The 22,229-nt window shown below is 54.3% G+C and carries 21 protein-coding genes and 2 pseudogenes; 6 read left to right on the top strand and 17 right to left on the bottom strand.

The annotated features are described in order from the left end of the window. Positions 1-78 precede the first annotated feature (78 nt). Entirely contained in the window at positions 79-1,443 is a 1,365-nt protein-coding gene (locus ACVX3G_RS11910; RefSeq protein WP_020279720.1) for an amino acid permease, read from the top strand. A 51-nt stretch (positions 1,444-1,494) separates the two neighbouring features. Here the strand turns inward: ACVX3G_RS11910 and ACVX3G_RS11915 are convergent, their stop codons facing one another. The 5 genes from ACVX3G_RS11915 to ACVX3G_RS11935 form a co-directional block, all read right to left on the bottom strand. Then, entirely contained in the window at positions 1,495-1,671 is a 177-nt protein-coding gene (locus ACVX3G_RS11915) for a hypothetical protein (RefSeq protein WP_223812631.1), read from the bottom strand. Positions 1,672-1,911: 240 nt separating this feature from the next. Next, complete coding sequence (locus ACVX3G_RS11920) at positions 1,912-2,478, bottom strand: YdhK family protein (protein ID WP_025039082.1); 567 nt, start codon at positions 2,476-2,478, stop codon at positions 1,912-1,914. A 126-nt stretch (positions 2,479-2,604) separates the two neighbouring features. Next, positions 2,605-3,162, bottom strand: coding sequence for a TVP38/TMEM64 family protein (locus tag ACVX3G_RS11925; protein WP_025039083.1), 558 nt, complete (start codon positions 3,160-3,162; stop codon positions 2,605-2,607). A 31-nt stretch (positions 3,163-3,193) separates the two neighbouring features. Next, positions 3,194-3,874 (bottom strand): response regulator transcription factor, encoded by a 681-nt coding sequence (locus ACVX3G_RS11930; RefSeq protein ID WP_011231185.1) that lies wholly within the window; start codon positions 3,872-3,874, stop codon positions 3,194-3,196. Between the two features lie 2 nt (positions 3,875-3,876). Next, positions 3,877-5,250: a sensor histidine kinase gene (locus ACVX3G_RS11935; protein ID WP_013523746.1), complete on the bottom strand. Its 1,374-nt coding sequence runs from the start codon at positions 5,248-5,250 to the stop codon at positions 3,877-3,879. Between the two features lie 215 nt (positions 5,251-5,465). Here ACVX3G_RS11935 and ACVX3G_RS11940 point away from each other — a divergent pair, with 215 nt between their 5' ends. The 3 genes from ACVX3G_RS11940 (at position 5,466) to ACVX3G_RS11950 (ending at position 8,705) form a co-directional block, all read left to right on the top strand. Further along, the gene (locus ACVX3G_RS11940; RefSeq protein ID WP_025039084.1) at positions 5,466-7,559 is read left to right on the top strand and encodes a DNA topoisomerase III; all 2,094 of its coding nucleotides are present in this window, start codon (positions 5,466-5,468) and stop codon (positions 7,557-7,559) included. Between the two features lie 121 nt (positions 7,560-7,680). Continuing rightward, on the top strand, positions 7,681-7,878 hold the full coding sequence (locus ACVX3G_RS11945; protein WP_014195787.1) for a hypothetical protein: 198 nt from the start codon (positions 7,681-7,683) through the stop codon (positions 7,876-7,878). Next, complete coding sequence (locus tag ACVX3G_RS11950; RefSeq protein ID WP_014195786.1) at positions 7,878-8,705, top strand: serine/threonine protein kinase; 828 nt, start codon at positions 7,878-7,880, stop codon at positions 8,703-8,705. Before ACVX3G_RS11945 ends, ACVX3G_RS11950 begins: the two co-directional genes overlap by 1 nt. A 149-nt stretch (positions 8,706-8,854) precedes the next feature. Here the strand turns inward: ACVX3G_RS11950 and ACVX3G_RS11955 are convergent, their stop codons facing one another. The 7 genes and pseudogenes from ACVX3G_RS11955 to ACVX3G_RS11985 all read right to left on the bottom strand — a co-directional run bounded on the left by ACVX3G_RS11955 (position 8,855) and on the right by ACVX3G_RS11985 (position 13,905). Next, positions 8,855-9,634: an enoyl-CoA hydratase/isomerase family protein gene (locus tag ACVX3G_RS11955; protein WP_014195785.1), complete on the bottom strand. Its 780-nt coding sequence runs from the start codon at positions 9,632-9,634 to the stop codon at positions 8,855-8,857. A gap of 39 nt (positions 9,635-9,673) precedes the next feature. Beyond that, positions 9,674-10,444, bottom strand: coding sequence for an SDR family NAD(P)-dependent oxidoreductase (locus ACVX3G_RS11960; RefSeq protein ID WP_014195784.1), 771 nt, complete (start codon positions 10,442-10,444; stop codon positions 9,674-9,676). 69 nt (positions 10,445-10,513) lie between these two features. Beyond that, a pseudogene (locus tag ACVX3G_RS11965) lies at positions 10,514-11,113 on the bottom strand (SDR family NAD(P)-dependent oxidoreductase); the annotation flags it as partial. Positions 11,114-11,493: 380 nt separating this feature from the next. Continuing rightward, positions 11,494-12,774: an IS110 family RNA-guided transposase gene (locus ACVX3G_RS11970; RefSeq protein ID WP_012749415.1), complete on the bottom strand. Its 1,281-nt coding sequence runs from the start codon at positions 12,772-12,774 to the stop codon at positions 11,494-11,496. Between the two features lie 104 nt (positions 12,775-12,878). Then, a pseudogene (locus ACVX3G_RS11975) lies at positions 12,879-13,037 on the bottom strand (SDR family NAD(P)-dependent oxidoreductase); the annotation flags it as partial. 307 nt (positions 13,038-13,344) lie between these two features. Next, positions 13,345-13,608, bottom strand: a complete 264-nt coding sequence (locus ACVX3G_RS11980) for a hypothetical protein (protein ID WP_011231177.1) — start codon at positions 13,606-13,608, stop codon at positions 13,345-13,347. A 30-nt stretch (positions 13,609-13,638) separates the two neighbouring features. Then, positions 13,639-13,905: a hypothetical protein gene (locus ACVX3G_RS11985; protein WP_011231176.1), complete on the bottom strand. Its 267-nt coding sequence runs from the start codon at positions 13,903-13,905 to the stop codon at positions 13,639-13,641. 153 nt (positions 13,906-14,058) lie between these two features. Here ACVX3G_RS11985 and ACVX3G_RS11990 point away from each other — a divergent pair, with 153 nt between their 5' ends. Both ACVX3G_RS11990 and ACVX3G_RS11995 read left to right on the top strand, forming a co-directional pair. Continuing rightward, positions 14,059-14,265 (top strand): hypothetical protein, encoded by a 207-nt coding sequence (locus tag ACVX3G_RS11990; RefSeq protein WP_011231175.1) that lies wholly within the window; start codon positions 14,059-14,061, stop codon positions 14,263-14,265. Positions 14,266-14,419: 154 nt separating this feature from the next. After that, positions 14,420-15,670, top strand: coding sequence for a trehalase family glycosidase (locus tag ACVX3G_RS11995; RefSeq protein ID WP_014195782.1), 1,251 nt, complete (start codon positions 14,420-14,422; stop codon positions 15,668-15,670). Positions 15,671-15,705: 35 nt separating this feature from the next. Here the strand turns inward: ACVX3G_RS11995 and ACVX3G_RS12000 are convergent, their stop codons facing one another. The 5 genes from ACVX3G_RS12000 to chrA all read right to left on the bottom strand — a co-directional run bounded on the left by ACVX3G_RS12000 (position 15,706) and on the right by chrA (position 22,184). Then, positions 15,706-16,491: an ABC transporter ATP-binding protein gene (locus ACVX3G_RS12000; RefSeq protein ID WP_014195781.1), complete on the bottom strand. Its 786-nt coding sequence runs from the start codon at positions 16,489-16,491 to the stop codon at positions 15,706-15,708. After that, on the bottom strand, positions 16,488-17,615 hold the full coding sequence (locus ACVX3G_RS12005; RefSeq protein WP_212744051.1) for a nitric oxide synthase oxygenase: 1,128 nt from the start codon (positions 17,613-17,615) through the stop codon (positions 16,488-16,490). Before ACVX3G_RS12005 ends, ACVX3G_RS12000 begins: the two co-directional genes overlap by 4 nt. 280 nt (positions 17,616-17,895) lie before the next feature. Continuing rightward, positions 17,896-20,013, bottom strand: a complete 2,118-nt coding sequence (locus ACVX3G_RS12010; protein WP_025039061.1) for a YhgE/Pip domain-containing protein — start codon at positions 20,011-20,013, stop codon at positions 17,896-17,898. Between the two features lie 87 nt (positions 20,014-20,100). After that, positions 20,101-20,535, bottom strand: a complete 435-nt coding sequence (locus tag ACVX3G_RS12015; RefSeq protein WP_025039060.1) for a DMT family transporter — start codon at positions 20,533-20,535, stop codon at positions 20,101-20,103. Positions 20,536-20,975: 440 nt separating this feature from the next. Continuing rightward, complete coding sequence (gene chrA / locus ACVX3G_RS12020) at positions 20,976-22,184, bottom strand: chromate efflux transporter (protein WP_025039059.1); 1,209 nt, start codon at positions 22,182-22,184, stop codon at positions 20,976-20,978. Between the last annotated feature and the right edge of the window lie 45 nt (positions 22,185-22,229).

Consider the following 22,229-nt stretch of genomic DNA (forward strand, 5'->3'; position numbering starts at 1 on the left):
TTTGCTTAATTGCATAAAAGCATAAAAGCAAAAAAGCACATCATGAAATGAACTTCGTGTGAGAAAGGTTGTTGCTGTATGGAACATTCCCGCCCCTCATTGCAAAAAGGGCTGCTGCCCCGCCATGTGCAGTTGATGGCGCTCGGCGGCATGATCGGCACCGGCATTTTTAAAGGAAGCGCCGAGGCCATTCATATCGCCGGACCAAGCGTCGTGCTCACGTACTTGATCGGCGGCGTGCTGTTGTTTTGGATTATGGCTGCACTGGCCGAGATGGCGATCGCGTATCCGGGTTCGAACGTTCAACATTTGATCCGCCGGGCGTTTGGCTTTCGCCTGTCATGGATCGTCGGCTGGCTGTATTGGATCAATTGGACGTTGGTCACTGTTGTCGAACTGCTGGCTGCCGGCAGCTTTCTGAACTATTGGGTTCCGTCTGCGCCGTTATGGCTGCTTGCCCTCCTGTGCGCGTGTCTGATCATGGGGTTGAATCTTTTCCCTGTGAAGTATTACGGGGAAGCGGAATTTTGGCTGGCTGGCCTGAAAGTGGCGGCGCTAGTGGTGTTTATCGTGCTCGGGGCGGGCGTATGGGCTGGCGTGATCCCAAGCGGCATAAGCGGCTCGTTTCCGTCTGCCGGCGACGGCGGATGGTTTCCGCACGGGTTTGCCGGAACGCTCAGCGCCTTGCTTATCGTGATGTTTTCCTATGGCGGAGCGGAGCTGATCGGGGTGGCGGTGACGGAGATGAAAGACGCCGAGCAGGTGCTGCCGCGCGTCATTCGCACCACAATCTGGCGGGTTGTCGGCTTTTATCTTTTGCCAATGGCCATCATTTGCGGCATTATGCCATGGAACACCGTTTCGGAAACGAACAGCCCCTTTGTCCAAGTGTTGGAAGCGATCGGGTTGCCCGGCGCGGCCCATGTCATGAACGCGGTGTTGCTCATTGCCGTCTTATCGGCGGCCAATACAGGCGTCTATGCGACTTCTCGGTTGCTGTACACCATGGCTGAACAAGGAGAAGCAAGCCGCCGCTTGCAGCGGACGACGAAACACGGGGTTCCGCTGTACGGGATGGGCATGGTCGCCATCTGCATCGCCGCTGGCGTGATCGGCGCCTACTTGGCGCCCGGGCGGATCATCGGGGAATTGATGACGATTCCTGGGTTTACCGTGCTCATCGTTTGGATGATGATCGGCGCCGCTCAGCTGAAGCTGCGGCCGCACTACAAAACGAAGCCGTTTTTCCGAACGAAAGGGTTTCCGTACACAACGATGGCGGCGGTCGGGGCGCTCGGGGCGATTTGGCTTGGCTTTTTGCTTCAAAGAGAGCATCGAATCGGTTCGCTTCTCTGCGTGGCCGTCTTGGTTCTCTTATTCATCTATTCCACTGTCAAAGAAAAGCAGCATCAAGCAACAAAAGCGCCCGGGCGAACGGCGTAACCAAACCGCCTCTTTTCGCTCGGGCGACAGCTAGAGACGGGCGTCCTTTCATCATAGACGGCGCCCGTCTTCCTTTTTTCGTGTCCAACCGTTCCCACGATATTCGTCCCATGCCCGCCAGGCCATGGTCGCCATGCCGAGCGCGAGAATCAGCGCCTGTCCGTCCATCTGGTGTTCCGTCCATAAGTGATGCCCTGCCGCTCCGATGCCGTAAAGCAACCAAACCACTGAAAACCACATAACTCCCAACCAAAATCTCCGCATCGTTTCTCCCTTTCTTTCTCCCGTTTTCCCGATCGCTCCGTAAGACTCAGGCGAAGCCGCCTATATTGTCTATTTTTTGAAAAAATAGGGGATTTTCGTATAATTATACCACAATTTTCACAAATGAGCCGAAAAAAACAAGCCATTCCCCTATGCTCCAAGGGAAATGGCTGCGCGTTTTGCGGAAACACCGATGATGATTCGTTAGTTGGCCGGCGACAGCTCGTCTTCGGTCACCCATTTGTGGTTGGTCACTTTTTGGCCAGTTTCCGTATCGATGTAATCGACCATATACACCGTCGTTTGTTTCGCCGAATCAATGACTGCTTTGGCCCCTTTCATCCCTTCCATGTGATCGGCATTCAAGACGACTTCATCGCCCGGCTGGAACGGTTTGTCTCCGGCGTTTTCGATTTCTTCGTGAATGACCCATTTATGGTTTTTCACTGGGTCCCCGCCTGTAGTTGGGGTGTATGTGACCGTATAGACGATCGTGTCAAAGGCACCGGTGACAGTCGCCTTGGCTCCATCCATTCCCGGCATATGGTCGGCATGGATGATGACTTGGCTTCCAATCGGATACTTTGGTTGTTTCGCTTCCTTCAATCCAGCCGGCACCTCTCCTGAACCCGAGTGGTTCATTCCCTCATGACCGGTGTGAGAAGCCGTATTTTCCTTTGGCGCTTTGTTGTCGTCTGCACCGGTGCAGGCGGATAGCAAGAGCGCTGCCATGACCGAAGTTGTGCCTAGCAACATTTTTAATTTTTTCATCGTTTTCACCCTCCTTGCCTTGTTAGCATACCGGACATTTGTGCAGATTTTGTGGAGATGGCCTTGGATTTGCCGCTAAAGGCCGTATGGCGCCTAGGCTGACTGTCCTTTTGGGCGGGGGCTGTTTCACCCCGCTGCTTTTTGCCCTATCTTTCGCCAGACGAACCACAAAAGAACGATCGATGCAACAGCGAGCATCAGTTTGCCCGCCCAGGCGGCCTCGAGGAATTGATGGACGGCATACGCTTCCATCCATAAAGCTGGGAGCTTGCCGAGCGAACTGGCGGCCGCAAAGACGAGGAAGGACGTGCGGCCGATGGCGGCGACAAACGTTACCACCCCTGATGGCACAAACGGCAACAGTCGAAGCGCGAAAATAAGCCCAAACGCCTCCTTGCCACTTGCATGAAGCAACGGCTTCACCTTGGGATGGGAAAGCCATGTCGTCTCGCTCCATCGGCGAAGTCCTTTTCGATACAAGACAAACGAGACGACCGCTCCGATCGCCTCGCCGGCAAACGACACCCAAAAGCCGGGCCAAAATCCGAAAACGGTCAAATTGGCGGCAGTTAAAAAGGCGCTTGGGACGACTCCGAGCACGCTGATCACCACATTGCAGGCTAGACTCAAGAAGTACGCCGCTCCGCCGTATGCTTGAAGGAACTCAATCATCCGTTCTTCCATTTGACCCAAACGCCTCTCTTTCCGAAAATGGTTATGACTTGCGCCCTTCCCATTTGTAGCCGACGCCCCAGACCGTCTGCAAATATTCGTCCGCTGGGAACCCCGCTTTCCGCAATTTTTCGCGGATGTTTTTCATGTGGGAGTCAACGGTCCTCTCTTCCGTATCAGCGAGATAGCCCCATAGCGATGCGATGATTTGCCCTCGGCTGAACACCTGATTCGGGTGCTTTAACAGCAGTCCCAAAATGGCAAATTCTTTCGGCGTCAACGCAATCGGCTTATCTTCGTAGCGGACCGTATGTTCCTCTTCGTCCCATACAAGCCCGGCCGCGCGAATGGCGGAACGACCGCCGGCTGTACGGCGCAGCACCGCTTCAATGCGAGCAAGCAGTTCCGCCTCGTCAAACGGTTTCGTCACATAATCGTCCGCTCCGATTTTCAATCCTTGGACAATATCCGCCGTCTCATCGCGAGCGGTGACCATCATGATCGGCACATTCGAAAACGATCGGATGCGGCGGCACGTTTCCCATCCGTCGAGTTCTGGCATCATGACATCAAGCAGCACCAAATCGGCATGATGGCGCCGCAAATAGTCAATGGCTTCCGCCCCCGAACGCCGTTTCACGCAGCGGTAGCCGTTCGGCGCTAAATACAATTCCAATAAATCGAGCATCCGCTCTTCATCATCAACCAACAGCAAGGTATACATCGTTATCCCTCCGGCAGCGTAATGAGGATGGTCGTTCCTTTTCCTTGTTCGCTTCGAGCAGCGATCGTCCCCCCGTGCGCCTCGACGATTTCTTTGGCAATCGCCAAACCGAGTCCGGTCCCGCCGCTTGTCCGCGACCGCGATTTGTCAACCCGGTAAAACCGCTCGAAAATCCGGGGCACATCTTCCGGCGGAATGCCGGTTCCTTCATCGGACACGGCAATGACGATTCCTTGCTTTTGAAGGTGAACGGCGACGGCCACCGTCGTGCCGGAAAACGCGTACTTTCGTGCATTGTCAAGCACGTTGATCATCACTTGCTCGAACCGCTGCCGATCGATCGCGGCCATGACCGAACCGGGGCACTGGCACACAAGCGACAGCGATTTTTCCTGAAACGCGGGGCGCAGTTTTTCACACAATTTTGTCAAAAACGAACAAAGATTCGTCGGCTGCTTTTCAATCTGGAACGAGTGTTGCTCCAGTTTGGCTAATTCAAACAAATCTTTGACCATCTTTTCAATCTTTTCCGCTTCTTCGTAAATGATCGCCATATAGTTCGCCCGCTGCTCCTCAGACAGATGCGGACGCCTAGCAATGTCGGCGTATCCTTTCACATACGTCAGCGGCGTGCGCAATTCATGAGAGATGCTCGCTAAAAATTCGCTCCGCTCTTGTTTCAAATACGCCAAATCGTTGGCCAGCGTTTGAATCGCTCTCCCGAGTTGCGCCAGCTCGTCGTTGCCTTTCATCTCGAGGCGGACGGAAAAATCCCCCCGGCTGAGCGCCTCGGTCGCCTGTTTCATGCGAAGGAGCGGCATCGTGATGGCGCGGGAGAAAAAGGCGATGGTCAACACGGTGATCGCCACCGACAGCACGCCAACGACGATAAAATGATGCTTCAGTTTATACACCATCGTCCGGATCGAGCGGGTGTCTTGAAACATATACACATATCCTCTTGTTTCACCCCTGATTTGAATCGGGCTGACGGCGGCGATATGCGATGCCCGCTTCCAGTCGGTTTCGACCATCATTCCCCGGCGGGGAATATGGCGACCGTTCGTTAAAGGAATGATGCGCTTGGCAAACGGAACAATGCCGCTAGAAGCCGATACAATCCGGCGCCGGGCGTCAGTGATGGCGACATCGGTTTCCGCCTCTGATTCCATCATCACGACATGCGCCAACGTCGTTCGATCGTTATTTTTCTCCAAGACGTTGCGGTGGCTGTTTCCCCGCGCCAACAGCTGCGCGAATTCTTCCTCGATGCGCGCATGGACGAGCGTAGCGTAGAGGGAAACGAACAGCACCATTTCAATGGCCAAGACAAAGGCAAAAAACAGCATTCCGAGTTTCCATGACAGTTTTCGCACGGATTCCTCTCCTCATCCATCAAGCCCGAGTGTCATTTCAATTTTACTATTTTATTTGGCAAATGTGCAGAAAGTGTGGAGATGCGGCTTTGCGCCGCGCCAAGGCGTCTTGTCCTGCCAAGGAGACAAACCTTGGCGGATGCGTCTTTTTCCTTCTTCCTTTATACTAAGAAGCAGACTGTGCTCATGTAGAGACGACAGAAAGGGGTTTATCGATGAAATCGCTCGTGTTAGCGGAAAAGCCGAGCGTCGCCCGCGACATCGCCCGCGTGCTCGGCTGCAAGCAAGCACATAAACATTATTTTGAAGGAAAGCAGCACATTGTCACCTGGGCGCTCGGCCATTTAGTGGAGCTGAAGATGCCGGAAGACTACGACCGAAAATACGAAACATGGCGGCTGGAGGACTTGCCGATCATCCCAAAGAAAATGGGCTTGAAAGTCATTCGGCAAACAAGCCACCAGTTTCGCGCCATTGAACGGTTGGCGAAACGACCGGATGTGAAAGATGTCATCATCGCGACCGACGCGGGCCGCGAGGGGGAACTGGTGGCGCGCTGGATTTTAGAGATGATCGGTTGGACGAAGCCGATTTGGCGGCTATGGATTTCGTCGCAAACCGACCGCGCCATCCGCGACGGCTTCCGCCAACTCAAGCCCGGGGTGCAGTTTGAACGCCTGTATCAATCGGCCGTCTGCCGCGCGGAAGCCGACTGGCTGATTGGGTTAAACGTCTCGCGCGCCTTGACGACCAAATACAACGATCCGCTCTCAGCCGGGCGGGTGCAGACGCCGACGCTTGCGATGATCATCGAGCGCGAACGCGAGATCCAATCGTTCGTTCCCGTGCCATATTGGACAATTCGGGCCAAGATCGGGTCCATCACAGCCGTATGGGAGCGGCATGGCGGACATCGTCTGTTTGACCAAGACAAGGCCAACCGGCTGATGACTCGTCTCAAAGGCCAGCCGGCGCGCGTCACATCGATCAAACGGAAACGAAAAAGCGAGCCCGCCCCGCTGCCGTATGACTTGACCGAACTGCAGCGGGACGCAAACAAGCGGTTTGGCTTTTCGGCGAAAAAGACGCTCTCGGTGTTGCAGCGGCTGTATGAACAACACAAACTCGTCACGTACCCGCGCACCGATTCGCGTTATTTGCCAAGCGATATGGAAGCGACGATGACCGAGCGGTTGTTGGCGATGAAATCCGGTTATGAGGACGTCATCGCTCCGCTCCTTGCCAAAGGCAAAGCCAAAGCAGCCAAGCGGGTATTTAACGATGACAAAGTGACCGATCATCACGCCATCGTTCCAACGGATGAGCGGCTCAACCTTAGCAGGCTGTCGACTGATGAGCGCAAGCTGTATGATCTCATCGCCCGTCGCTTTTTGGCGCTGTTTTTCCCGCCGTATGAATCCGAAACGACGACAGCTGTCTTTGACATCGGCGGCGAAATGTTTGTCGCCAAGGAGACGGCGGTTGTGAACTTCGGATTTAAAGCGGTTCTCGGCAAAGAAGAAACGGATGCCAAACCGACGTTGTCACACCTCGCAGAAGGTCAGACGCTCCCATCGGTGCAGCTTGAGAGGGAACAATCGTTCACCGAACCGCCCGCCCGTTATTCGGAAGCTGATTTGCTCGCGCAAATGGAGAAATACGGGCTCGGCACGCCGGCGACAAGAGCGGACATCATCGAACGGCTGGTTGAAACCGAAGTAGTCGAGCGAAAAGACGGACGGTTTTATCCGACGAAAAAAGGGAAACAGCTGATTGAGCTCGTCAATGAAGAGCTGAAATCGCCGGAATTGACCGCCCGCTGGGAGCGGGAGCTGGAGGCGATCGCCCGCGGGAAAGGAAATCCACAACAATTTTTGGCCAACATCCGCCGGCAAACCGAAACGCTTGTCGCCGAAATCAAGCAGAGCGAGCAGGTATACAAAGCGCCAAACCTCACAAATCTCACATGCCCAGAATGCGGCGCGCTTTTAAAAGAGCGGAAAACGAAAGACGGACGGATGCTTGTCTGCTCGAACTTAGCGTGCCGCTACCGCCGCCGGCGCGACCCGAAACTGTCGAACCGCCGCTGTCCGCAATGCCACCGGCGCATGGAAATGCATGAAGGAAAAGCAGGGATGTATTTCCAATGCCGCCCGTGCAATATTGTCGAAAAAGCGGACGAGACCAAACGCATCGCCGCAAAAGGCAGCGAACGGGCGCTTCTCAAAAAATACAGCCCGGCCAACGAATCGTTTGGCACGAGTTTAGGGGAGCTGCTCAAGCAGGCGTTGAACGAAAAAAAGGAATGAGGTTGCCACACCGCGCTAGGGGCTAATGCCCCTGGCGGTTTCTTTTTCATCTTTGAAGTCTGAAACTTCCTTCTCATTGCCTCGTATATATAGGTAAATCTATCGCAAAGGAGCGATCGCGATGTTGAAAAAATGGCTAAAAGCACTTTTCGACCATCCCCATCATCCGTCGCACTACCATAAACATTACAGCAGCAGCGACCACCATTATTACAACCCGACGTATCACTCGCACCATCACCCGTCCCAGTACGGCCATCACCATTACAAAAAGAAACATCACAGCGGCAGCTTTTTCTCGAGCTTCTTCGGCAGCTGATGAAACGTTTGTTCGAACGCCATCCGCTCATCGCCCGCTGGTTTGACCGGCCGCATCGGAACGGAACTATACTTCATGGCCGCTATGAAGTCATCGAAGAGCTCGGGATGGGAAGCTACGGCATCGCCTACAAAGGGTGCGATCACCTGACAGGCCGTCTTGTCGTCATCAAACAAGCGCGGCGGACAAAAGGAGAAGACGGCCGCCGCTTGCTTCGGCGCGAAGCTGACGTGCTCGCCCGCCTGCGCCACCCGCAAATTCCGAGGCTGTATGATCGGTTTGTGGAGCGCGGACAGCCGCATCTCGTGATGGAGTATATCGACGGAGAAACGGTGGAAGACCGGATTTTCAAGCTGGAAGCCAAGTACACGGAACAAGAGGCGTTTCGATTGTTAAAGGAGGTGCTTGAGGTCGTCCGGCACGTCCATGCTTTCGGCATCGTCCATCGCGATTTGCGCATCCCGAACATCATTTGGCGCGATGGAACGGTGGCGATCATCGATTTCGGCTTGGCCTGCCGCATCGGCGAACCGGTGGATTTCCGCGATGACGACCCGCTGGAAAAGCGGCTGCGGCGCAAACCGCATCCACGAAGCGATTTCTATGCCCTTGGACACTTCACCTTGTTTTTATTGTATTCTGCCTATGAACCGATAAGTGACGAGGAAAAAAGCTGGGAAGAAGAACTTGACTTATCCTCGAACGCCCGCAGGATCTTGCGGAAAATGCTGCAGCTGGATGCGCCGTATGACCATGTTGACGAGTTGATCGACGACGTGGATCAGTTGCTCGCAGAACCCATCCGGAATCAAGCAGGGGCGCTTTGACGTTTGATCGCACCGTTCCCCGACCAACCACCCCTTTTCCCCATTTGGAAAGGGGGCTGTTTCATTTGAGGCGAAGTGAAAACAAAATACGCCCCGTCTCCCGCTGATGGAGAAACAGGGTGCAACGCTCTTTCGGCACTGCCACTCGCTTATTTTCCTTGGAACACCGGGCTCCGTTTCTCTTTAAACGCCGTCACCCCTTCGCGATGGTCTTCGGTTTCCACCATCAACCCTTGAACGAGACGCTCTTCTTCGAGAATCTCCTCAAGTGTCGCGGTCAGCGCGTGCTCAATCAGCCGTTTTTGTTTTCCGATGGCTTTCGTGGGCCCACCCGCCAGCTTCGAGGCGAACGATTCTGTCGCCTCGCGCAGTTTCTCAGCTGGGACGACCTCGCTTAGGACGCCCAATTCATACAGGCGACGGGCTGAAATCGGATCGGCGGTGAAGAAAAACTGTTTCGCCAAATGCGGACCGACAAGCCTTGGGAGCCAATACGACCCGCCACCGTCGGAGACAAGGCCGACTTTCGCAAAGCTCAAAATGAATTGACTGTCTTCGGACGCGAGGATCACATCGCAAGCCAGCGCCAAATTGAACCCAGCTCCGGCCGCCACGCCGTGCACGGCGGCCATGATCGGTTTCTCGCATGATTTCATCGCCAAAATGAGCCGGTTGAGTCGGCCGATATGCTCATACGCCTGCGGGGCGCTCGACTGCCCCATCGTTTTCACATCCCCGCCGGCGCAAAACGCCCGCCCAGCGCCGGATAAGACGATGACGCGGACGGCATCATCCGCCGCGGCCCGTTCGATTTCATCCGTCAGTCCGGCAATCATCTCCGGGCTGAAGGCATTGAGCCGCTCCGGGCGATTCAGCGTCAACCATAATACAGAACCGGATTGTTCCACAAGCAAATGCGAGGTTTCCATATTCCTTTCCTCTCCTTTTCCATTTTGGACTTTTCAGTTTCATTTGATGAGCCATCCGCCATCGACCAACACATCAGAGCCGGTCATGTACGACGCTTCCGAAGAGGCAAGAAACGCAATGACGTTGGCGATCTCTTCCGGCGCTCCCACCCGGCCTAAGGCGGTGTTGCGCTCGATGGCTTTCACAAACCGCTCGTTTTGCAGTCCGCGCTCGGTAAGCGGCGTCTCGACAAAACCGGGCGAGACGGAATTGACGCGGATGCCATACGGCGCCAGCTCCAAAGCGAGCGATTTGGTCAAGTTGATGACCCCTGCTTTCGCCGCGCTGTAATGCGGAATTTCCGCCCCGGCCTGATGGCCGGACAATGACGCTACGTTCACAATCGCCCGATTGGCGCGCTCGCGTTTTGCCCCTTCGATCATCAGCGGAGCGAGCGTTTGCGAGACAAGAAAGACGCTTTTCATATTGACGCGCTGCACATCATCCCACTCTTGTTCGGTGAGCTCGAGCCATTTCGTATGGGTCGAAATGCCGGCATTGTTGACGAGCACATGCAAGTCGCCGTACCGATTTTGGACGTATGCGGCCAAGGCGCGCACTTGTTCGCGGTCCGTGACATCGGCCGCAAACCGATCGGCCACCCCTGGCACCCCAAGACGCGTGATGTCTTGCACCGTTTCTTCCAGTTTGACGGCTGTGCGGCCGACAAGCACGACAGTCGCCCCTTCCTGAGCCAGGCGGACGGCCGTCGCCCGGCCAATGCCGCTTCCCCCTCCAGTAATCACAGCGACGGTATTGGCAAAACGCATCGTTTCCTCTCCCCTCTCGTTTGTGCGACCTTTGTTTTCATCCGTTGCCCCGTATCAGCCGTCCGACGTCTAAAACGTCAGCCCGCCGCCGTCGACCGACAATGTCGCGCCGGTGATAAACGACGCTTCATCGGACGCCAAAAACAACACCGCGTTCGCCACTTCCTCTGGCGTCCCGATGCGGCCGAGGGCGTTCGCTTTCGAAATGATCGGCCATTTGCGCTCATCTTGTTTCCACGGCGTGATGATGTTCGTATCAATGACCCCCGGTGCAATGGCATTGACGCGAATGTTAAACTTCCCATATTCCAATGCCGCATTTTTCGTCAACAAAATCACCCCGGCCTTCGAGGCGTTGTAGGCCGATTCGTACTTTTTCCCTTTGATTCCAAGCAGGCTCGATGTGTTGACAATGGCCCCGCCACCGCATTGCTTCATCACGGGCACCGCGTATTTGATGCCAAGGAACACTCCTTTCAAATTAACGTTGATGACCCGGTCCCACTCTTCTTCAGACAAGTCGGTGCTCCGCACTTCCGAATGGCCGATGCCGGCATTGTTAAAGAGAATATGTAGGCCGCCAAAGGCATCAACCGCCGTTTGGACAAGGCGGCTCACTTGCTTGGAATCGGCTACGTCCGTTTGGACAAAAATCGCCTCCCCTCCCTCTAGAAATGTTGATTTATCAAGGCTTTTCGGCCCCTCAGGGGTGTCCAAAAAATATTTTTCGACAAAATCCCTTACATCCTTTTTCAGTTTTGTGGATATCTTACAGACCTAGGGTGCGCTTCGCGGCCACGGCTGGGGATATTTTCCTTCCGTGGGGAGAAGCGTATTCGATGCACCCTTTGGATCTCCGCGTCGCTGATGAGGACGAACCCTCCCATGTCTCCGGGCGTCTTCGCGCCAACATTCCCTCGTTCGGTCTCGTCATCAGGCGGAGGCCGGCCAAGCTCCTTTGGGGACTCAAGGTCGAATGGATGAAATCACGCCAGCTTCTCCGGTGTCATCCTGTTGTCCAACGATTCTTCCGTTCGCAGGGGGAGGCCTTAGGCCGCCCGTTGCACCTGGGACAAGACGTCCTGTTTCATTCGCTCCGCGTCAAACGCTTGTTTCTTCGTACAAATCGCAAACAGCACATTCAACAGCTTCCGGCACAAGGCGACGATGGACTGCTTTCCGGTCAGCGGATTGACGGATCGGGTCGTATAATACTCATGCAGCTCGCGAAACGCCTCGTTATGCCGAATCAGCGGAATCATCGCCCGAAACAGCACCGATCGCAGCCGTTTCCGTCCCCGTTTGGAGATGTGCTTTTGCCCTTTGCGCTGGCCGGAGGAATTCTCCTTGAGCGTCAGGCCCGCCAACTTCACCAATTGACGCGGGTCCCGATAATGGGCGAAGCTGCCGATCTCCGCCAGAAGATCGATGATCGTGGCGTCTCCCAACCCGTCGACCGTTTTCAACCATTGGTACTCCATCGTCGTTTGAACCAATGCCTTCAACTCGGCGTCCAGTGCAGCGATCTCCGCCTCCAATTGGCGGTATCGGCGGACGAGCGCGGCGATCTCAAACCGGGCCATCGCTGTCCCTTCCGTCACCCCAATCGAGTCCTTCGCGGTGTTGATCAACGCCTGAATTTTGGCCTTCTGCGGGCATTTCATCCCTTCGCTTTGCCGGTACACCTCAAGAAGCTCCTCCACCGTCCGGCCGGCCATATCAGCCGGAAGCGGCGTCCACTCCAACACCGAAAGCGCCGTTTTCCCCAGGTCGCGAAACACCGTCCAAAACTCCGGAAAATATCGGTCGGTCCAGCGGACGATCGCGTTTTTCACCGCCGTCTGTTCCTTGCGGAGCTTCTCTTTGAGCGTGCTCCCCACGCGCAAATCGGCTTCAATCTCGTGCAGCAGCCGGGGAACGAGGAATCGTCCGTCTTTTGCCAGTCTGGCAATGACCAGGGCGTCTTTGGCGTCGTGTTTCGTCGGCAGGTTGTCATCAAGTTCTTTCGACCGGCACACATGCGCCGGGTTGACCATGACCAACGGGATCCCGTGCTCCTCGAGGAAGTAGGCGAGGTTCAACCAGTAGTGCCCGGTCGGCTCCACCGCGACGATCACCTGCGGCTTTCCGAACGCTTGCATCGCCTCCTGAATCGCTTCATACAGCTGGCGAAAGCCCTCTTTCGACTGGAAGATCGGGAACGATTTGCGAAGCACACGCCCCCGGTCATCCACGAAGCAGGCGTAGTGGGTTCGTTTCGCGATATCGATGCCCACGACAAGCGTTTGTTCGGTGACTTGATCAATTTTATAGTTTTGTGTACAATTCATCTGAAGTCCTCCTTGGTATGGTGAGTGATGTGTTTGACACCCCTGCATCATACCAAGAGGGCTTTTTTTGATCAAGTCCCCGGAAAAGCTCCTAACGGGAATGCTCCTTTTTCCCGAATCAGGCGGACCGTTTCTTCCCCTCCTTCCTCATTGATGTCGCTCACCGCCACTTTGGCGCCTTCTTCCGCAAAGCGAATCGCCGTCGCCCGGCCGATGCCGCTCGCGCCGCCGGTGACAATCGCCGCTTTTCCTTTTAGCCTCATGATCTTCCCACCTTTCGATCCGCTTCTGAATCCGTTTTCAACAGACGATATACCAACCGGTTAGTATGTTGTTTCTTTTATTATACATCACATTTAGAATATTTTAAACATTTTTATACCCCTAATCGGAAAAGCCTGCACTTCCAAACAAAGACGAAGCCAACGGCAATCGAGCCTGCTTCCCCTCCTAACGCGTCTCCTTCCTTCAATGAACACCATGCCGTTCAGGAAAAAAGAGGAGCCTCGGTTTTGGCTCCTCGTTCATTCATCGATGAGGTCAGCGGCGCTGCCGGCGGTTCGGCCTTCATCAGCTCCCCTGTCCTGAAATTTGGAAAAAGAACGATCGACACACGGAATCCAATGACTGCAACCGCTCGATCAGCCCCTGCAAATCGCACGTATGGAGCGTATCGCTCAGTTCGCGGCCTTCCTCCGTCACCAAGTACAAGTGAATTTCCATGCATCCGTCCCAGCGGACGTTGGCGTCAAGCCAGCCATCTTCGCTCTCAAGCTCCAGCCCCACCGTCTCCCCTTGGTCATTTTCGTGTTTTGTTTTGATGACCCATACCATCCTTCGTTCCGCCCTTTCCTGTTCGCCGCCTCACTCTTGTTGTTCCGCTCCGATTCCTGACACCGGGGAGCCAGTGGACGTATGTTCATTCACCCAACGGAGTGCCGCGTCCACCACTGCATCGGCGTCAGAAAGCTGGGTGCGGTGCTCAATGATCCAATTGAGCCCGTCTTGCGGATCAAGGTCATGTTGTAAACATTCCACCAAAAATGACTGGACACATGCCGCATCGCTCCGCTCCCACGCTCCGCACTGGCGGCGCCAAATCGCTTCGATCGCATCTTTCCCGAACTGCATTGAGTTCCTTCCCTCCTGTTGCCCATATTGTCATCCATAGTATGCCTACAACAGATGACAGGGCTCCACAAAAGAAATTGGCGGGAAAGGATTTGATTTCCATTTATACGGCCTCCATCAATGGCCATACTGAGAATATGGAGGTGTTGATTCATGAGAGAGCCTTGGGAAGAACGCGGCGCCACTTCCAGCCTGCCGCGCTATACCCCGGGAATTGGCGTTCCCGATGAAATGAGCCCGATTCGCGACATCGCCCGCGGTTTTGAAAACGGTCGGCCGCCGGTCATGGAAGTCACGCCAGCTGACAGCCGCCAAACGGCGGATGATATTGATTTTCCGCCGGTTGACCGCGCGTTTTGAAAAAGTGGCAACAAGGGCGTCCTTGTTCGGTGGCCCTTGTTGCTCGGCTTCCGTTTTCTTCCTCTGCCATCGCCGTGCACTCGATTGGCGGCATGACCGGGTCGTTTTGGCCATATACATAGCCATATAGACCATTCCCATGGAGGGACAGCCGTTGCCGATTGAGCTTCCGGACATCACGGCCATTTGCCCGGATCCAGCCGTAGAGCATGTGTTTTCTTCCATTCACCAACGGTGGGAACAATTGGTCAAAACAAGCTCGCCTTACTCCAAAGGAGAACTGTTTTCCCTTCCGTTTCCATACGTCGTTCCCGGCGGGGTGTACCAGCAGCTCTTTTACTGGGACAGCTATTTCATTATATTGGGACTGAACATTTCAAGGCTGCACGAACTCGCCCGCAACATCGTCAACAACTTCTTTTACGAGTTGAAAACGTTTGGAATCATTCCAAACAGTTCCGAACTGGCCCACTTAAGCCGTTCCCAGCCTCCGTTATTGACGTCGATGATCGAGGAGGTATGGCGCGGAGACAAAGAGTGGCTCCGCTCCGCTTACGAATGGGCCAAAATCGAATACAAAGAAGTCTGGATGGACGAAACCACTCACTATCATCCCCAGATCGGCCTCAATAAATATTACGATCGGCTTGAGTCGATGCTGCGGGTAAAGGGGGAGGCGTATCTCCATTTTGACGAAATGTATATCCCGCCTGCGTTTTGGCATGAAAGGGTCGAGGCGGAGTCCGGTTGGGACTATACAGGCCGTTTTCACCGGCAATGCGGCTATTTCATTCCGGTGGATCTCAACGCTTTGCTTTATAAGTACGAAACCGATTTAGCGGCGTTTGCCCGCCTTTTAGCTTTAAACGGCGAAGCGGAACAATGGGAGCAGGCGGCTAAGCGGCGAAAAGACTTGATGAATCAATATTTATGGAACGAGTCGTTTGGCATGTATTTTGATTTTCATTTCCTCAACGGGCGGCAGCACTGCTATTATTCGTTGGCTGCTTTTTATCCGTTATGGGCTCGGGCGGCCTCTAAACAGCAAGCAGCGAAAGTCGTCCGGCATTTACCTTTGTTCCTTCAACCCGGCGGATTGGCTGCCTCCAATGTCCAAACCGGATTTCAATGGGATTTTCCGAACGGCTGGGCCCCGCTTCACTGGATTGTCATCAAAGGGTTGCAAAACTACGGCTATGACCTTGAAGCGCAAGAGATCGCCCGGCGATGGATTCGGCTTTGCACCAAAGTGTATTTGGAAACTGGCAACATGTACGAAAAATATAATGTGGTCGACATGAGCATCCGCACCATCGGCCGCTACCCTTCGCAAAAAGGGTTCGGCTGGACCAATGCGGTCTATCAAAAAATAGCGGTTGACCTTCTTGGGTGCACGGTATGTTGAGGCAGTCGGCCTAGGAACGGCTGCCAACGGCCGCCCTACCGATGGACGGACACCCACGGCCGGCCGTCTTCCCAATGAACGCGGATCGGAAGGCGAAACGCTTCTGAAAGCCGCTCGTCGGTTAACACTTCCTCTTTTTGGCCAGCCGCAAGGATGCGCCCGTCTTGCAAAAGCAAGACATGGGTAATGGAGTCGACGATTTCTTCGATATAATGGGTGACGTATAAGAGATGGCACGGCTGAGTGACGATCTGTCCGATCAATGCTAAAATTTCTTCGCGGGCCAATAAGTCAAGGCCGACCGTCGGCTCGTCCAAAATGAGCAGCTTCGGATTCGCCATCAACGCTCGGGCGATCAATGTTTTTCGCTTTTCTCCTTGCGACAACGTTGCGTACCGCTTTTCTTGGACAGCTTCGAGGCGGAAAGACTCGATTAACGATTGCGCTTTGGACCGATCGTCCTCAGTGACGGCATCGTACAGGCCAATCGTCGCAAACTTGCCGCTGATGATGACATCTTCAACCGTTTCCGTTTGCAGCGTGTCGTGAAATTGATCAAGGAGCGCGCTGCTGACAAACCCGATGTGCCGGCGCAACTCCGGCAGACTCGCCTGTCCAAACCGATAGCCTAATACTTCCACCTCACCGCGCGTCGGGTACTGATAGCCGGTGACGATATTGAGAAGCGATGTTTTCCCGGAGCCGTTTAGTCCAAGAATCGCCCATTGCTCGCCTTCTTTCACCTCCCAGTTGATATCACGCAAAATCATGCGCCCTCCTCTTGCCCATGACACATCGCGCATGCGGATGATGACGGTCATTGTTCCTCTCCCCTTTGTCGTTCGTATGGACGGTCCTGATAGAAAAAGTTGGGCAACATGGTCGTGTTGTCATAAGTTCGGTGAAAAATGTGCGTTGTTGCCGGAGAAAGAGGCGGAATCAGCCATGTCCAATCGCCGGTGACATGGCGGCCGGCTGCTTTCTCTTGCTGTTCAAACAACTGAAATTGGCGCGCGGCGGTATGATGGTCCACGATGCTGACGCCCGCCTTTTTGTAGGAATACAAAACCGCGATATTCAATTCGACCAACGCCTTGTCTTTCCATAATGATGCGTTGGAGTTAGTGTCAAGCCCCATACAAAAGGCCACTTTCGGAAGCATGTTGTAGCGATAATCATCGGCAAAATTGCGGGCTCCAATCTCCGTACCCATGTACCACCCGTTAAACGGTGCTGCCATATAGCGAATGCCGCCAATTTCTAGACACATATCTGAAATAATCGGGACCGCGTACCATTTTAACTGCAGATCGCGAAACCACGGAAACTCCGGATGTTCAATTGGCACCTCAAGCACCAATTCTTTAGGGATCGGTGTCCAAACAGGCTTCTGGCTGCCTACCTGGATCACCAAGGGCAACACGTCAAAAGGCGTTTTTTCCCCCTTCCACCCAAGCTGTTCACAGGCGCGGGTGAACGTGAGGGAGGATGAGTCGCCGATGATCCCTTCTTCGGTTTCATAACCGGCATAACGAATCAGTTGATGATTCCAAATGCGCACTTCCCCATTTGGACGGAAGATCGTGATCGTCGGCCGGATTTTCCCGCCATTGGTCGCAAACTCAATATGATGGAATAGATACGAAAACACCTCATCCTCGGTGACCGCTTCTCGCGCATCGATGACATGGAGCGATTGCCAAAACAAGCGGCCGATGCAGCGGTTGCTGTGGCGCCAAGCCATCTTCGCCCCATAGCTTAACTCTTCGTACGTATGGCGGTACGTGCCGGTTTGTTCCACTTCCCAACGGATTTCGTTCAACCGCCGCCTCATTTCTTGCTCACTTTTTCCAAGCTCCCGATAGCTGGCCATGATAAACTGTTTCGCTTTTGTCATCAACTGCTCATCTTGCTGTCTGAGCTTATCGCTCTCGATCGTTACCATATATGCTTCTTTTTCCTCCACTTCGCCGTCATTCCAATTCCAATCAAGAGGCAAATGCCCCCGACCCACCACATTTGCTCGATAAACATCGAAATCGCCAAAAAAAGGAATGCAACACCAAGCAGTCGACGGATCGACACAATTCTCTCCCCTTTTCCCCGCCATTCGTTCTCTCATCTCGCAAAACGAGAAGCATGCATCCTACGGGGCCATTGAACAGGAAGCAACGCTCTCGTCCTTATTGTAGCAGATGCTTCCAAAAGAAAATAGAGCAAATGTTTCAATGAAACAACCCGCTTAGGGCGGCTTTCTCTTTCAGCACGCGCATCCATGGGCTTAACGGGCCTTTCAACACAAGCCCGGCCAAAAGGGCGGAAACGGCAAACAAGAGAAGCCGCTTGACATCATGCTCAACATTTTCCCATACGATCCCGCCGACTGCCTCGCGCATGACATCAATGGCGTAGGTAAACGGCAGCCAAGGGTTTAATTGCTGAAAGAACGGAGGAATCAGCTCAATCGGATACGTGCCTCCCGCTCCGGCAATTTGCAAGACGAGCAACACAATCGCCATCGCTTTTCCCACATTGCCGAACAAGGAAACAAGCGAAAAAACCACCGCCATAAAGACAAAGCTGCACAAAAGGCCGAACGTCATGAACCATCCCGGCTCACGGACGAAAATATTCGGCAAGATGAAAGCCGCTCCAGCCGTCACGACCATCGCCTGCAAAGCATTCAGCGTCCAAAAGGTCAACAACCGTCCGGCATATCTTTCCCGCTCATTCGCTTCCGAAAACGAAGAAGGATCGGTCGACAAGACGGAAACAAGCAACAAACATCCTACCCATATGGCCAGCACCGTGTAAAATGGATTCATGCCTGAACCATAGTTCGGCAGCGGGAAAAGGCGGAACGTTTTGACGTCAATCGGGTGGGCCAAAAAGGCGCCTTTCGCCTGTGGATCTTGTTTCAACAAGCGAATCAGTTCGTCGATGTTGGTTTCTCTTTTGATTTTCGATAGGAAGGCGGCCAGCTCGCGGACCTGGCGGGAGAGAAATGGATATTGAGCCTGTGCGGTCTTTAGCGCTTGTTGCGCGGCCGCTAAATCACGATCTGTGTTTGACAACCATTGCTCTGCCTCATTTAACGCTTGATCCATGCGAAGAAGCGTTTGTTTCGCTTGTCGCACCTGTTCCCCTGTTTGATTCCATTTTGCCCGCAGCATAGGCAGCAGCCGTTGGCGATATGCTTGATCAAGTTGCTGCGCCTGTGCGTCCAATAAGGCCATTTGTTCACGCAGGTGAGTGATCTTCCCTTCGACGCCTGTTGGATGTTGTTTCACTAGCGCCGCTGTTTCTTGAATAGACGCTAGCGTCTGCTCGATACGGCTGATGGTGCGCTGCACAGGTTGAAGCGAAGAGGAATCAATCGTCCCCTCCCATGTTCTCAACGTTCGGCGCAATTGCTGAACCAATGGGCTCGCGTCTGTTGCAGCCTGTTGGATGAGAGTCGCCCAACGCGCTTGCTTTTCCGGTGTATCGAGGGACTGTGGCATCTGCTCCGCAACGGAATAGAGTACATGAACCACCATTTCCACCGGCTTTTCCCATAAGTGCGATGAAGCATTGACTTGCATGAACAACTTCTCAACGCGGCCTGTCCATTCTAAACCGCGCCGCACCGTTGCTCTGGCAGCCGGCAGAAGCTCGCGGCCTGTACGAACTAGTGATCTTGCCTCTCCCACATCGCGATCTAGGGCTTTCAATTGTCGTTGAATCGTTGGCAATTCGTTTTCCAAACGAAACACAAACGCTTCAACGCGGCGAATGGTGGGAAGCTGCTGTTCGAGCGTCACTCCCGCTTGGTGGAACAAGGAAAACAATGCGGTATTGACCACCCTCACAAACTCATCGCTGACTCGCGCTGACAATGTACTTGCTCCGCGCTCCGTGATTTTGGGAGCGATGGCGTTCCGTTTGTCGTTTTCATAATAGTAAATAACCGCCCTTTTCGGACGTTTCTGCACTACAGTGGCTAATTTAGCCGAGAAATCAGCCGGAATGACGATCGTCGCAAAGTAGTCTCCCCTCCGAACGCCTTCCATTCCTTTTTTCCGCGTGACAAATCGCCATCCCAACTGGTGGTTGTTTTTTAAGGTCTTGACGATCTCATCGCCGGCGCGAAACCGGTGACCGGTCAACTCCGCCCCTCGGTCTTCGTTCACGACGCCGACCGGTAAATCCTCTGTATGGGCATAAGGGTCAATCGAAGCCTCTACATTGATCCAAGCGTAAAGCGATGGAAGAACGATCAGACCGAGAGCCAATATGGATGCGGCCCAGTTGGTCGTGAGATGTTTCAAATCGCTCATATAAATGCGCCATGCCTGTTTCACTTTGATCCGCTTCCTTTCAAGTCGATCATGCTGTTGTTAGTATGAGCGGATCACGGAAAACTAAACCAACTTGGCCAGTCCTGTTGTTCATTTGCGGAAAAAAAGCCAAAGCGCCAAAAACAAACAGGCTATAGCAACGAGGCGCGTCATGTCAAACGGAATGCGCTGTCCCCCGAATAACCCGAAGTGATCAATGATCGAGCTCATGACGAGCTGGCCGGCGATCACCGCCGCCAATGAATTGGCAACGCCGACTTTCGGAACGATCAGCACCATGACAAACACATAAAAAGCGCCGAGAATGCCGCCCGTCAGCTGCCATTTCGGCACAGAAAACATGGCCAGCAATTCTCCTTTTCCGAAAAACAACTGCACTAAAAATAAGACGATCGTTCCGATTAAAAATGACACGAACGCCCCTTCCAACACACCAACCCGCTTGCCGAGGCCGCCGTTCACTCCTGCCTGTACGGAGGCAGCCATTCCGGCCGTTAGAGCGAGCAGCATCCATACCCACTTCATCGGCTCCCCCTCCTTTTGCCTTTATACGCCTGCGGATCAGGCGGTGAGCTTTCCTTTCAGCGCACAGCCCTACGCCCTGCCGGCGCTCTTTTGTTTCTGCCGCCTCGGTATTGCGTCCATGCAAACGAAAACCATTTGATCAAACTCATCACTAATACACTGACACCGGCCAGTAAGGAAACGAGGTTGACGATCGACGCCATCGTGCTCGCCACGACGGTTGGCGGCGGCTGGCTTGCGGCGCAGATCGCACTCGACACCCTTGTTTTCTGGTTTGACCTCCCGCCTGCTATTGTAACCATCCATTTTCTCATAGCATTTTTCTTGGCTGGCGCTGCTGCTGATCGAACTGTACGTCTATTTGCATTTGCCGTCCATTGCAGGGGCAAAGCAGAAAGCGCCGTTGTCCATTGGACGGTAACGAATGGTGTTTGGCGCGATCAGCCGAGCCAAGCGCGCAGCCATCCGCCGACGAACGAAACAAGGACGACCGCCCATGCTGGCCACTTCCACACAACAAGAAGAAGAAAAGCCCCAAGGGAAAACGCCAAATCGGCCGGTCCCTTCACCGCTTTCGTCCAGATCGGGTCATACAGCGCCGCAAGCAAAATCCCGACCACAGCGGCGTTAATGCCGGCAAGCGCCGCTTGGAAGCGTGGATGACGGCGAAGCCAGTGCCAAAACGGAAACGCGCCAAGAACGAGCAAAAAGGATGGAAGAAAAATGGCTGTGGTAGCCACTAGCGCTCCCTTCCAGCCCAACGCCGCCATTCCAATATACGCGGCAAACGTAAACAGCGGCCCAGGGACGGCTTGGGCGGCGCTGTAGCCGGCTAAAAACTGATTGGCGGTGACCCACCCTTGCGGCACCACTTCCGCCTCCAAGAGCGGCAACACCACATGACCGCCGCCAAACACGAGCGCCCCAGCGCGGTAAAAGCTGTCAAACAGCGCCAAAAGCGGTGAATGGATCCAAGTGCGAATGAGCGGCAGCGCAACAAGCAACACGGCAAACAATGAAAGCAACGTCAAACCGGTGGAACGACGAATGGAAGGCGGGATGCCTGCCGCAGACGAAGAAGGTGCGACGTTTTTTCGCAATCCAACAGCGCCAATGCCCCCCGCTGCGGCGATGACGGCTACTTGGCTCCACGCGCCCGGCGCAAGAAGCACGGCGGCCGCCGCTATGATGGCGACCGTTGCCTCGAGGCGGCTAGAGGCGAATTTGCGCGCCATCTCCCATACGGCTTGTGCCACGACCGCCACGGCCACCAACAGCAAGCCGTGCATCCAGCCGGCGTCACCCCAAGAATGGTGTTGCAGCCAAACAGCAACCAGGCTGAGGGCGACCGCTGACGGCAGCGTAAAACCAAGCCAAGCTGCCAACGCCCCCCAAACGCCGGCGCGCATAAATCCGATGCCGATGCCGACTTGGCTGCTCGCTGGACCAGGGAGGAATTGGCATAAAGCGACCAAATCGGCATACGTTTTCTCGTCAATCCATTTTTTTCGTTTGACGTACTCTTCGTAAAAATAGCCGAGATGAGCGACCGGACCACCAAATGACGTTAAACCGAGGAGAAGCGCTGTTTTTCCGACTTCCCAAACCGATCGCCGCCGGCTTGTTGCTTGTTGATCCGTCAAGGTCAACGAGATTCACTTCCTTTTCGTTCATTCGTTTGTCGTGCTACAATC

Source organism: Geobacillus sp. PLS 41 (assembly GCF_056494105.1).